The organism is Sediminibacterium sp., assembly GCF_019264485.1.
In the GTDB taxonomy this organism is placed as follows: Bacteria; Bacteroidota; Bacteroidia; order Chitinophagales; family Chitinophagaceae; genus Sediminibacterium.
Genome location: NZ_JAHVAA010000010.1, coordinates 1 through 14,056, shown reverse-complemented (window position 1 = coordinate 14,056; position 14,056 = coordinate 1). Strand labels below are relative to the sequence as shown.

Genomic DNA, 14,056 nt, shown 5'->3' with positions numbered 1-14,056 from the left:
TTAAGATCAGAGGCTTACTCCTCTTTTCCATGGTATAAAATCGTCTTGCCCGTTTCTTACGGCGCTTACCTGTATATTACCACTTGCCACTTCTATTACATAGTTGAGTATTCTTTCTCCTGCTTCTTCAATGGTTTCTTTTCCTTCAATAATGGTTCCGGTATTGATGTCGATAATATCTTTCATACGCTCATACAACACCGTATTTGTTGAAAGTTTTACTACCGGTGCAATCGGGTTACCTGTAGGTGTTCCAAGTCCGGTGGTAAATAACACAACCGTAGCACCCGAACCTACTTCTGCGGTTGTAGATTCCACATCGTTACCGGGTGTACATAATAAATTGAGTCCGGGTTTATGTACTTTTTCAGGATAATCAAGTACATCCGCCACGGGTGAGGTTCCCCCTTTTTTTGCGGCTCCGGCCGATTTAATTGCATCGGTAATCAGTCCGTCTTTGATATTACCGGGCGAAGGGTTCATATAAAAACCACTACCGGCTTCCTCTGCTTTTGCATTATAGGTTTGCATCAAATGCATAAACCGCTTTGCCTTATTTTCATCTACACAACGATCACTCAATTCCTGTTCAACCCCACAGAGTTCCGGAAACTCAGATAAGATAACACTACCTCCCAATGCCACCAGTAAATCAGAAGTATAACCAATGGCCGGGTTGGCCGATATACCGGAAAAGCCATCGGAGCCACCACATTCAAGACCAATACAGAGTTTGCTGAGTGGTGCAGGCTTTCTTTTGTTCTTATTTGCTTCTACCAAGCCTGCAAATGTTTGTTTGATGGCTGTTGATACTAAAGTTGTTTCTGTACCCAGCTTTTGTTGTTCGAGTATAAACAATGGTTTTGCAAATTCCTTGTCGCGCTTATTTATTTCTTCCTGCAACATGGTTACCTGTGCATTCTGACATCCAAGACTGAGAATAGTGGCACCTGCTACATTGGGATGGGTGATATAGCCCGCCAGTAAGCCACATAAGGTTTGTGCATCCTGTCTGATGCCCCCACAGCCACCATCATGTGTAAGAAATTTAATACCATCAATATTGGGAAATAAGGGCGATTTGCCATTCGTTATTTCAGTTGCTACATAATCTGTTTCCAGTATGGCAGCTGTATCAGCGCCCGACTGATAGAGTTTGGCAAGATGCTGTGTAAACTGGTTGTATTTTTTTACACGTGCATAGCCCAGTTCTTCCAGTAATGCTTCGCGTATTACTTCTATATTCCTGTTCTCGCAGAATACAAGCGGTATTACCAACCAATAATTGGCAGTACCTACAGAACCGTCTGCACGGTGATAGCCGTTAAATGTTTTTTGCTGCCATTGGCTGGTATCGGGAATATGCCAGCCTGTTCTTCTTTCATGCAAGCTGAATGTGCCTGATGCGTGTGTTATATTTTCTGTGCTGATTCGAACACCAACTGGCAAATCCTGTTTAGCCTTTCCTACCAATACACCATACATGGTAATGGCATTGCCTGCTGCAATATTTACTGTAGTGAATTTATGTTTGGCAGGTATGGGTTCCAGTAATGTATAAGATTGTTCTTTCCAGACTACTGTATCTCCTGCGGCTAAATCCTGTAAAGCCACCAACACATTATCTGCCGAATGAACCTGTATTATTTTTCTTGCTTCACTCATGCTACCGATTTTTGTCTGTTGGTTTTAAGCAATGCCAATGGCTGCTGTTCGAGTAACTGAAAATAATTTGTTATTACTGCCTCTGCAAAACCTTTGCATGACGAGAGGTTAGCACCCCAAATATGTTGATCGGATAGAATCTGGGTAATGGTTGCTTCAACAGACAAACCCAGGTTCCAGTGTTTGAACAGGCTGTCTGCTTTATCATCATTCAGGATCATACCCTGTTGATTCACATAATTTTTCCCGTCTCTTCCCAATAATGGTTTCATAAAATGAAGATAGGCAGCAAAACCCAATGCCATATAACTGTTAGGTTTTTCTCCCGACTGGTAGAGCGCCTGTATCAACGGCACATTGCGCATGGCCATTTTAGAAGTGTATTGTACTGCAATATGCTCCCATTGGTGATCGATATAGGGATTACGAAAACGATCCATTACTTCTAAGGCAAAAGCTTCTGCTTCTTTTTTATCTATATCTCCTCTTGCCACAATGGGTGCAATCTCCTCCAGCATCAACGCTGATATAAAAGCCGTAAAAGTTTCATCCTGCATGGCCTCTTTTACCAGTCTGAAACCAGATAAACCGGCGAGTCCGCAACTGAAACTATGGGTACCATTCAGCAATCGCAGCTTTAACTCTCTGAATCGGTTGATATCTTTTGCCAACACCACTCCTTTATCGGCAAGCGCAAATGAAAGGATATTTCTTGTTCGCTCCCTGTCGGTCTCTATGGCCCAGAGGCGATAAGTTTCGGACATGATCATTAATTCATCTTCAAAACCCAATATTGCTTCTGTCTGTTCCTGATCGGCTTTAGCAGGTTTACCCGGAACAATCCTGTCAACCAATGAGCTACAGAAATCATTGGCTGTATGGAGCCAGTAAATAAACTCATCGCCGGTTTCTTTCAACCTGGCCAGTTCAGTTACAATGGCTTTTAACTTGGCTCCATTATCAGTAATCAATTCTGTAGGAATAATCACCATACCAGCTTCCTGTGCTCCATTAAAGTAGTGGTATCTTTTTAGTAAAAAAGCCAGCAGTTTACCCGGATATGAAACAGGCAATAAAGCTGTTGCATCTGTTGTAACCAGTGTAATACCTACTTCTGTTGTGTTTGAAATAATGATCTGCAAATCCTTATTCTCTGCACACGCCAGTATTTCGTTCCATTGGGTTGCAGCAGATAATACACGGCTGATGGCGGCATTCACAATTACTTTCTCTGTTTTGGCTCCCGCTTCATAACCTCTTTCCAGTAAACTGTATAAACCATTCTGTACATCAAATGCATCCGTACCACCACGATCTGTTGATTTTATTACTACAATCCTGCCGTTAAACAGGCCTTGTTTGTTTGCCTTATCAATAAAATAATCGGGTAAGCCTCTCAATAAAACACCTGTTCCAAATTGTAATACTTTTTCAGGCAGGTGTAATAATGACTGATCCGGCCACTCAGCATTGGCAGATCTTAACTGTTCCATATTTTCAGCACTCAGTCGCATTCGATATTCTTTAATTAATAAGATTCTTTTTCTTCCATGCCGGATAATCTTTTACGAGTATTTTTTCCGGCCATGTTCCATACCACGCATAACCTACCCTTCTTTCATGTTCAATTTCAGTCAGTTTATATTTCCTGATACTGTCTCTGCCCGTAAAGAATGGTCTGTTATTGGGTATTTCATAAAAGCGGGCCCATAATGCCGCATTTGCCTGTTCAACAATCACCCTGTCTTTACCATCAGGCATGGCTGCATCAACGATATCCTTGTATACATACCCATTTATTTTTACCGTTTCAAACCATTCCACAGCAGCCTGTATTGCCTGTTTCATTTCCTGTGTTGGATGGGGTATACGTAAAAGAAAAGAAACAATACCTGCAGACTCCATACCGCTCAGCGATACCAGTTCGAACTTCCTTGCCATTTCAGGTTGCAGGGTTTTACGATTGTATTGCGCGCACCATGCGGATAATTTTCCGTTTACAATCAGTTGCGTTTTAAGGATACAACTGATCCCCTTTGCAACTGCTTCTGTTGCCGGTGGAATCAAAGACGCATCAACAAGGTTGAAATTATTTTTCTGCTCAACAATATCCTGCATTACATTCAGCACATTCACCATCGCATTGTCGTTGTAGGTGATCTGCGCACGATAGGAACTGGAATCAGGATAATACTGTGGCCATCCACCATTGGCATATTGTGCTTTCAGACAATAACGGATACCTTTTTCTGCAGCTTTGAGGTAACGGGCATCTCCTGTTTGTTTATATGCATTGATGAGGAACCTTATTTCCTTTGTGGTAGCACTGTTGTCGATTGTGGCGTCTTTACGTAATGAGTCGGCCAGTGTACGTTTTTTTTCTGCTTCCGATAATTGCTTTGTATAATCCACTTTAACCTCACCCACCGCTTTTGGCCATCCGCCAACAGCTCTCTGGTAAAGCAGCATATTCTCTGCCTGTAATACAATATCGTTCACTGTTCGTGTATCCTGTCTGCCACTTATTCCCTTGTCTCTTGTATCTTTTTGCTTGAATACAAATGGAACTATTGCCTGTGGATTCCACCTCCCTCCAAACGTCCACTGGGGTGTAATCATTTCAGCTTTGGGTGAACCTTTGGCTTCATGCAGATTGTCTTTATGCCAGCTATAATCACCACCTTTTCTGTGTGAGTTGAAGAAATAAACACGCTTACCCCATAAGATCGTATTCTGCGGATTACTTGGATTCAGGTACACAGGTGCATCTGCCATATTTGCCGCAAAGCTGCAGTTCAACAGATAGAATTGTGCATCGCGATGATAACGTCCTAATTTAAAACCATCATCCCCTCTGAATGTGCAATTCACCAATACCGTTTTTGAATCTTCATATTTAGACCCATCATGCCAGATGGCTGCCACATTACCATGTGCCACAAACTCACAGTTCTCTGCCCAGGCCCATCCTCTCGGACAATAAAAATCAACACCACCTTCCATCAGACAATCTTTGAAATAATACATGCCTTCTTCTACGTTCCATGGACTTACCGTATCTCCTCCATAAGCGCGGAGGATGCAATTGCGTACAATTAATCTTGTTGTAGCAAAACTTCTCAGTGCCATTTGGTGGCTTGACCTGCGTACCTGTTTGGTGATGGTTCCTGTATCTGTTTTACAATCAACATAGGTATCATTTACATTGTCGAATCCATAGCTATTGATGATGCTCAGGTTCTCCAGTACAATGTCATTTCCATTCAGGTTTATGGCAGCCACACCCCAGTCATCAGCACTTTCACAACGCCATACATCTCTCGATAATGAAATACTGAGTATGGTTTTATGCTTGTCTTCCCCTGTCAGTGTTATTTTATGTTTGCTGATGAATACTTTTTCTGAGTAGGTTCCATTTTTTATATAAATAACCCGTTGTTCATTGGCTGTATCAGGTAAACTGTTTACAGCGTCCTGTATACTCCTGAAATCTCCCTTACCTTCTTTATCAACCACCAGCAATACCTGTTGGGCCTGCAGACAATTTGCCAGCAGTATCAGCCATAATAGCCCCGTTATTCGTATCGTAAATTGTTTTACCAACATTTTATTTTCCTGGTCGTGCAGTTTGTAATAACCAGCTGGCTAATTCTTTTGCTGCTGTATAATTATCAAAACCGGCAGGCAGTTTTCTTCCGTCAACATATTCGTTGTACAGCCATGGATCACCTACTGCAAATACTTTTCCTTTACCAATATTTGCCACTGCCATTATTATATGTTCTTTATCTTTTATTAAAGCTTTTGCAGGTGCTTTTAAACTAAGTGTGGCTATCTCTTTAATAAAAAGACGTTCCGCATTTTTAAATACCGGATTCCCTTTTTCAACGGTAATCAACCCTGTTTCGTAGGCGTTGTTTTTTACAGCATTACGGTTGTCTTTATTGAACTGCATACCAAAAGAAGCAGCCAGCTGATTGAAATGATCAAGTTCTGTATTGGCTGAATCATTGGCCATTAAAACCAGTACCCCACCTGCTTTCACCCATTCGCTGATAACTTTTATATGTTCGGGTTGAATAAATTGCGGATTTTCAGTTTCTTTCTTAGTATCGGGGTCAACAATAATATACACCGATGCCTTTTTCAGGTTAGCAGTTGTAGGTGCTTCCTTTAAAGAAAGAGTGGCTGCTCCCCGGTTGCTGAACAGGTTTCCCCATAAAGCAAAACCACTGTTCATCCTGTCTTCCCAGGTATAATGAAACGAAACTGTGTTGCCCTGTTTATTCTTTCTTGTTTCATTATTAAAATACTGGTCCAGCATTACTGTTTTACCAGCGCCGGGTTTTGCTTCTGTCAATGTTTCCATTTCAGTAGCTGCCAGAATAAATGCGCCCAATCCTTTGGGGTCGTTGGTAATGATGGGTTCACTAACATAGTAGTCAAAACTTCCGTCTCTGTAAGGATTACCACCCAAACCAGCTACCTGACAAACACGATTCAGGTTGGCGATTTCATTGTCTACTGTAACAAATGTTTTTAATACACCTGCATAGGCTTTCTGAACCGTTGCCATTTCTGTAACAGGTAAATGCCCCAGTCGAATACCTTTTGCCATTGCGTATACGAACATGGATGAGGCAGATGCTTCTAAATAATTACCCTTTGTTTTTCCTTTATCTAATATCTGCCACCATACACCCGACTGCGGATCCTGTACTTTTTTTATAGCAGCGATATAACGTTTTAGTATATTGATCAGCTCAATTCTTTTAGGATGTGATGCAGGAAATATTTCCAATACATCTACCAGTGCCATGCCATACCAACCCATGGCGCGGCCCCAGAAATGAGGAGATTGTCCGGTTGTTTTATTGGCCCATCGCTGCTCTTTGCTTTCATCCCATGCATGATAGAGTAACCCTGTTTTAGCATCTCTGGCATGTTGTTCCATCCAGATAAACTGATTGGCAATATCATCGAATGCGGCCGGTTCATTGAAACGATTGGCATATTCTGCATAAAAAGGTTCGCCCATATACAAACCATCCAGCCACATTTGCCATGGATATATTTTCTTGTGCCAGAAACCACCTTCTTTGGTACGTGGGTGGTTCTTCAGTTGCTCACGAAGTATAGCTGCTGCTTTTCTGTACTTCTCATCTTCAAGTACATCGTATAATAACAGGAGATTTCTGCCGGGTGTAATATTGTCTATATTATAATCGCCCTGTTTATAGGTTCTGATGGTGCCGTCTTTATTGACGAAGAAATCCATTCCCTTTTTGATGTACTCAAAATATTTCCCGTTTCCGCTACGTAGCCATACTTTTTCTATTGCTTTTAATATCAACCCCTGGTCATAAATCCATTTGGCGGGTTGTGGTGCTTTTAGTGCCATACTATCGGGCCATAACTGCATCACCGTTTCCGTCATGCGTTCAGACCATGGCTGTTGTGCTGTTACTGTAGTGGCCTGTAACAAAAAAAAGATCGCTATCGTGTATATAAATTTCTTCATCAGTTTATTTCAGTTCCAGTAATGCTGTATTGGCACCATAGCGGAACTCTGTTTTGTTTTTGAAAGATGAAAGATCGGCACCTGTTACTTTTACTTTGCCATTACGGTCGCCGTTAATGCTCATGATCATTGCCGGATTGGGCGCATAACGTAGTTCATTAAAACTAATGTCTGCACTATTCTGTATATGCACGAGAGGGTTGGTATCTGTAGGTTGCAGGTACACATTGTTAAAGCTGATGCCCTGCGCTTCTGTACATTCAATACCCTTATCGGTTTTCATCTTAAGGTTATTGAATACCACATTACTCACCCGCATTTCAGGAATACCTCTTACAAATACAGCTTTGGCTGCACCATTGCAAACAATATTGTTGATATAAAAATTTCTGAATATCGGTGTAGCTTCTGTTACCGGCAATATTTCTACTTTGGGTAATGCTCTTTCCTCTCCGGCCAATGGTACAGGATCTTTTGCGGCATAATACATATCGAAGGAAATGGCTTCACCGGGAATGTCTTTCATGTTGATATTGGCCGCATAAATATTTTCCACCACACCACCACGGCCACGTACCGTTTTAAAACGCAGACCTATATCGGTTCCAATAAAACTACAGTCAGATACAAACAGGTTTTTGGCACCACCACTCATTTCACTGCCAATTACAAAACCACCATGCGCATGATATACCGTAGTGTTTTTTGCAATGACATTTTCTGTTGGAATGCCTCTTTTTCTTCCTTCTTCATCCCTGCCCGATTTAATACAGATACCATCATCGCCTGTATCAAACTTACATCCATCAACCAGTACATTGGCACAGGCTTCCAGATCGAGGGCATCTGTGTTCTGTCCATACCATGGATTTTTTACGGATACATTTTTGATCGTGATGTGCTGACTCGTAACCAGGTGCATAGTCCATGCAGGGGAGTTTTCAAAAGTTACGCCTTCCAGCAGTACATTTTTACAATCGAGTATACGCAGCATATTGGGGCGAAGAAAATCTCTGATCTCTTCAAAGTCTTTTAACTCCAGACCCGGTAACAGTTTACCGATATTGTTGGTAAGCGAACCTTTCAATGCGCCGGCCGATGAGTACCAGGTGGTTTTATCTTCTGTTACCACACCGCCACGTGCAATATGTTTCTTCCATTCAGATTCAGTGAGTTTATTTCTCTTCAATGGGCGCCATGCATCACCTGATCCATGAAAAATACCATGACCCGTAATGGCAATATTCTCCAGACCTTCCGCAGTAATGGGCGACTGACAACGTGCTGCATTAACACCTTCAAAAGATGATTTTACCAGTGGATACTCTTTCCTGTCATCTGTAAACAGAATAACTGAATTGATGGCAGTATGCAGTTCCACATTACTCTTCAGCGTAATAGGACCCGTTAACCATAAACCGGCAGGTATCAGTACAACACCTCCTCCATTGGCCGCACAGGCTTCTATGGTTTTATTGATAGCGATGGTATTCAGCGTAATGCCATCGTTTTTTGCGCCGTAGTTAACTACAGAGAAAGTATCTTTTTTAAAATGGGGGGAATATATTTTGGGTAACTCATACTCATATTTCTCAGGATGTACAGAAACTTTTAAATACTGAGCTGCTATATTTTTTTGTTTCATCTCCGCACAAACCAGCGATGCTACAGATATGGCACCATAATCAGAAAAATGGGTATCGTCTTTTTTGCCTTCAAACATCGCCGTATAATGGCGTGGATCAATCCACAAAAACATTTTCTTTGATCCTTCCACACCATGTTGTTCAATCAGTTTCTGACTGCTCTGGTGTAAGTCAATCAACTGAACATTCATTTGTTTGGCAATCTCCCTCACTACACCGGGGTATTCTCCGTGCTGGTCTACAAAAGCACCTTTGCTATCAAATTTTCTGCGCATAACAGGTGTTACCAAAATTGGATTGGCACCTTTCGATCTGGCATCATTTACAAAACGGATCAGACTGTTTCTGTAGGTGGTTTGAGGGGCCGCATAGCGGTTACTGTCTGTTATTTTGGAATCATTATGTCCAAACTGAATAAATACATAATCACCTGAACGCAGTTGTTTCATCACAGAATCCCATCGGCCTTCTTTTACAAAACTTTTGGTACTGCGTCCATTAACTGCATGATTACGTACTTCTACTTCACTGGTTAACAACTGCGGAAACAATTGTCCCCAGCCACGCTCCGGATTACCGGCCAATGGTTTATCGGCCATGGTTGAATCACCAATCATAAAAAAGCGGACTTTCTTTTCCGGTAATTCAAAACCCAGCAAAGCGAGTAACAAGGTGAAATAAACAATGCGTTTCATACTATTCATTTTCAACACTACAAAATAATGCATATAAAAAAGCTATACAGGATAACCTGTATAGCTGTAAAATTTGGCTTTCGCCGATATACCAATAAACAAAACAAGCGTTAGTATTTGCTGCCTGTCATCACAGCTGCCTTTACCAGTTATAAACATGGTTTTTGTTGCATAATCCTGGTATGTTCTGCTGATGAACCTCATGGCAAGCATTTGATTGTATTACATACCTCAAAGGCTGCAATCAATCAGTCAACAAGTCTACTCACATATTCACTAGCAGGAAAGTTCTGGGGGCAGTTTTTTTACGCAATCGTTCCCGGTAACGAAGGTCATTTTACGGAATGATAACTACTATCAAAATCAGCCAGTTAAGTCTGTCTTTCTGCACTCAGTACCCCCAATCGGAAAAAACGTACTTTTAACCCCATCTCTGCGTATACCCCCCGTTCTCTGCGGTGAGTATTCGAGTAGTTCACCGCAGAGAACGGGAGAACGGGGAGATCAACGCAGAGGTTAAGTATGATAATATGAAATACGAAGCTGTAACCATCAAAGACATTGCCAAAGAACTGGGACTTTCTACCTCCACAGTGTCGAGGGCATTGCGTGATAGTTATGAGATTAGTCCGGAAACCAAGAAGATGGTACTGGAATATGCAGAAAAGATCAATTACCGACCCAATCCTATTGCACTCAGCCTAAAAGAAAAAAGAACCCGTTCTATTGGTATTGTGGTAGCAGAAATTGCCAATAGCTTTTTTTCGCAGATCATTAATGGTATTGAATCTATTGCCTATGACAAGGGTTATAATGTAATCATCACCCAAAGCCATGAATCTTTTGAGCGTGAACTGATCAATGTTCAATACCTGGCTTCCCGCTCCATTGATGGTTTACTTATTTCACTGGCTTCTGAAACAAGAGACCTGAGTCACCTCAAGCATTTACACGAACGTGGTTATCCTATCGTTTTTTTCGACCGTATTGTAGATGAAATAGATACCCATAAAGTAATTGTTGACAATAAAAAAGGTGGCTATGATGCCACCAAACACTTAATTGAAAGCGGGTATAAACATATTGCGGCTTTGGCAAATGCTGAATACTTATCAATCACACGCGATCGTTTGGGTGGTTACCAGGCAGCACTCGAAGACCATAAGATCAAGTATGATGAATCGTTGGTGAAATTTTGTTTGCATGGCGGACTGGTCTACGATGAAGTGGAGCAGGCATTAGACAGTTTATTCAAACAGAAAAAGAAACCAGATGCCATTTTTGCAGCAGCAGATAAGTTAACCACCAATTGTCTGCGCTATTTTAAGGCAAGAGGTATTCGTGTACCCCAAGATATTGCTGTGATTGGTTTCTCCAATATTGACCTGACGGAATTATTATCGCCTTCTTTATCGGTGGTACGTCAGCCCGCATTTGAAATGGGCCAGGTGGCCACTGAATTATTGCTTAACCTGATTGAAAGTAAAAGACCGGTTAAAGATTTCGAAACAAAAATGTTGCAACCCGATCTTTTTATCAGAGAATCCACTTCAAGAAAAAAATAATTTCATCCAACCCGGGATTAAAATCCCGGGCAAGGCCCCTGCGGTCATCTCTGTGTTCTCTCGTTCTCTGCGGTGAATATTCGAGTAAGTTCACCGCAGAGAACGAGAGGACGCAGAGGTTACGCGGAGAGTTTACTCGGTTATACGCCACCAATCGATATCGAGAAATCCGGCATCGTTGGTAGAGGTGGTTCTTGTACAGAACAAACCCAGTTTGGCACCCACCCATTTACCCGGCATAGCAGTAAATGAAATGCCTGCATCAGTGAAGTTGATATTATCGATACTATAACTAAAACTACAAACAGCACCTTTCTCTACTTTCACGCGCAAATACAACCAGTTTTTTGAAATGGCTGCGATTGGTTTTTCTGTTTCAACTGTTCCTTTGTCTGCTGCTTTGGTTTCAACATAAGACAGTATCAGGTTTTCTTTATTTTGTTTGATGACAAGCCCTGCATAACTGAGACCCATTACTACCAGCCCTGCCCTTTCGTTTTCAATTTTTGTGTTGGGAGAAAACTTCAGTTTAGTAGTGGCAGTAAATGTTTCTGCAGGAAATTTTTGCAGGAGAAGATTAGGCACATCCCATAAATTTTTAGCAGCATCAGGTTGCCTGTCTGAAAACAAACGTAGCATTCCTTCCGCAGGTTGCATAAAATGCAAGGTGGCTTTTGCATTGGCCTGCCATTGCCATTGCAGTCCTAATTTGTTTTCATTAAACTCATCACTGTCTGCTACTGTCTGAACAGGATAGGTTTTACCCACGTTGGGTTTTTTATAAACTGATACCGGTTCTCCTTTACCATCTCCATCCTTGTCAATACCAATAACAGGCCAGTCATTTTTCCATAACATGGGTTGCAGGTGTACTACGCGACCATAAGCTTCCTTATCCTGAAAATGCAAAAACCAGTTTTCACCTGTTGTTGTATTTACCCAGGCACCCTGGTGTGGACCATTGATGATTGTTGTTCCCTGATCCATCACTACTTTTCTTTCATAAGGGCCATAAATATTTTTGGAACGCAATACCAATTGCCAGCCGGTTGATACACCACCTGCCGGTGCAAAAATGTAATAGTATCCGTTTCGCTGGTAAAACTTAGGGCCTTCAATGGTGGGGTCTGTTGCATGACCGTCGTATACCAATCGGCCTGCACCTGTTGTTTTAGTACCAGCTGTATTCATGGGTTTTACCACTATAATGCTTTTGATACCTGCCCTGCTTCCGGCATAAGCATGAACGAGATAGACTTTCCCATCTTTATCCCAGAGCGGACAAGGATCAATCAACCCTTTACCTGCTTCTACCATCATTGGTGCAGACCAGGGACCGCGCGGGTCTTTGGCTTTGGTGAGATAGATACCAAAATCGGGATCGGGATAATAAATATAAAATTCGCCTTTATGATAGCGGATAGAAGGCGCCCATACGCCATTGCCATGTTGTACGGTTGAAAAATGATCAACCGGAATCTGTTGAGGTAATGCATAAGCAATAAGATTCCAGTTCACTAAATCTTTGGAATGAAGAATGGGTAAACCGGGTGCTGCATTAAATGATGATGCCGTCATATAAAAATCATCCCCCACCCTTATCGCATCCGGATCGGAATAATCGGCGTGTAAAATTGGATTTTTATAAGTCCCGTTTTTTTGATCTGCTACCCATGCTTTTGAAATAAATGATTGCTGAGCAGATGCTTGCAGCGTGATGAACAGAAGCGAGAAGAATATCAGTTGAGGGTTTATCATTTTAGTTGCTTGATTGTAGTTAACCACAGAGTTACACGGAGTGAGGCACGGAGTAGCACGGAGGTGTGTTTAGAAAATTATACTGCACTTTCTTTTTGGCATACCACCATTACTTCGCAACCCTCTGTGAAACTCTGTTCCTCACTCCGTGTAACTCTGTGGTAAAAAAAACATCAATTAATAATCGGCACCCAATCTCCGAAAATATTTTTGAGCGTATATTTTTTCACCTCTTCGTCACTCAACTGCTTAATCCATGCAGGTCTTGCTGATACTTGTGCACCGGGGCCGGTGTTTTTATATTCTGCATAACGAACGGTGGCTTCATTGGCAGGGTTGCGCCAATTGTTCCATCCTTCAGCAATAATATGATCGCCTATTTCGCAGCGTATATACGTTACACTCGCATGTGGCTGCCATGGACGACCCAGCGATACTTTTTTAAATGCTGCATCTGCCGTGAGTCTGCAATCAAAAAAAACAAAACCATAAGGCACTTCTCTCGGTGTTGACGCTGCTGTTACATGCGAGTTCTTTTTGCTGTGAATGGTACAGTTTTGAAACACAGCCGTTGCCGGACCAAAAATAAAATCGGTACTACCTTCTATGTAACAGTCTTTATAATACTGTCTACTGCCCGCACCACTACAAAACAATACATCCTGAAAACCCAGAAAACGACAGTTATTAAAACTGAGTCTGTCGCCATTGGCAAATACAGCTACAGCCTGCCCCGCAGTAAAACCTGCATTGTTTTCAAAGCTGATATTCTCTGCATAAAAATCATTGGCATATAAAAAGAAACTGGCCGATGACCAGGTGTTGATGGTATCGCCATTGGGTAGTTTTTTACCGGCGTGGTTATCGTAAGTGAGAATGGTATTCATTTTATCCTCGCCGATGAGCCGGATAAAATCTTTGCGTGTATCGAGTACAAGTCTTTCCTTGTAGATGCCTTTCTTTACAAAAATGGTTACAGGTTTTGTATTGCCGGAGGGTATAGCATCAAAAGCAGCCTGCACAGTTGTGTATTGACCTGTGCCATCTTTGGCTACAGTAATGCGTTGTGCATGTACAAATACACAAAAGAGTAAAAATGGTATCAATAAAAACTTCTTCATAAAAAAACCCTGCGGTCATCTCTGCGTTCCCTCGTTCTCTGCGGTGAATTTACTCGAATTTTCACCGCAGAGAACGAGGGAACGC

At 41.8% G+C, this 14,056-nt stretch carries 9 protein-coding genes; 1 reads left to right on the top strand and 8 read right to left on the bottom strand.

The features are described 5' to 3' along the window. Positions 1 to 6 precede the first annotated feature (6 nt). From KXJ59_RS06045 to KXJ59_RS06020, 6 genes are read right to left on the bottom strand one after another with little or no spacing between them, the layout of a single operon-like run. Entirely contained in the window at positions 7 to 1,665 is a 1,659-nt protein-coding gene (locus KXJ59_RS06045) for an altronate dehydratase family protein (RefSeq protein WP_295202149.1), read from the bottom strand. Further along, positions 1,662 to 3,179 (bottom strand): tagaturonate reductase, encoded by a 1,518-nt coding sequence (locus tag KXJ59_RS06040; protein ID WP_295202148.1) that lies wholly within the window; start codon positions 3,177 to 3,179, stop codon positions 1,662 to 1,664. Before KXJ59_RS06040 ends, KXJ59_RS06045 begins: the two co-directional genes overlap by 4 nt. Before the next feature lie 10 nt (positions 3,180 to 3,189). Continuing rightward, a complete protein-coding gene (gene pelA / locus KXJ59_RS06035) occupies positions 3,190 to 5,271 on the bottom strand; it encodes a pectate lyase (RefSeq protein ID WP_295202146.1) in 2,082 nt (693 codons plus the stop codon). 1 nt (position 5,272) lies between these two features. Continuing rightward, complete coding sequence (locus KXJ59_RS06030; protein ID WP_295202144.1) at positions 5,273 to 7,186, bottom strand: glycoside hydrolase family 88 protein; 1,914 nt, start codon at positions 7,184 to 7,186, stop codon at positions 5,273 to 5,275. A gap of 4 nt (positions 7,187 to 7,190) precedes the next feature. Beyond that, positions 7,191 to 9,527, bottom strand: a complete 2,337-nt coding sequence (locus KXJ59_RS06025; RefSeq protein WP_295202142.1) for a glycosyl hydrolase family 28 protein — start codon at positions 9,525 to 9,527, stop codon at positions 7,191 to 7,193. A 42-nt stretch (positions 9,528 to 9,569) separates the two neighbouring features. Further along, entirely contained in the window at positions 9,570 to 9,731 is a 162-nt protein-coding gene (locus KXJ59_RS06020; RefSeq protein ID WP_295202140.1) for a hypothetical protein, read from the bottom strand. A gap of 326 nt (positions 9,732 to 10,057) precedes the next feature. Here KXJ59_RS06020 and KXJ59_RS06015 point away from each other — a divergent pair, with 326 nt between their 5' ends. Further along, on the top strand, positions 10,058 to 11,092 hold the full coding sequence (locus KXJ59_RS06015; protein ID WP_295202138.1) for a LacI family DNA-binding transcriptional regulator: 1,035 nt from the start codon (positions 10,058 to 10,060) through the stop codon (positions 11,090 to 11,092). A 132-nt stretch (positions 11,093 to 11,224) separates the two neighbouring features. Here KXJ59_RS06015 and KXJ59_RS06010 read toward each other — a convergent pair whose 3' ends face one another. Further along, positions 11,225 to 12,850, bottom strand: a complete 1,626-nt coding sequence (locus KXJ59_RS06010; RefSeq protein ID WP_295202137.1) for a glycoside hydrolase 43 family protein — start codon at positions 12,848 to 12,850, stop codon at positions 11,225 to 11,227. Between the two features lie 173 nt (positions 12,851 to 13,023). After that, positions 13,024 to 13,971 carry a pectinesterase family protein gene (locus KXJ59_RS06005; RefSeq protein ID WP_295202136.1) on the bottom strand — a complete coding sequence of 316 codons (948 nt, stop codon included), beginning with the start codon at positions 13,969 to 13,971 and terminating at the stop codon, positions 13,024 to 13,026. Between the last annotated feature and the right edge of the window lie 85 nt (positions 13,972 to 14,056).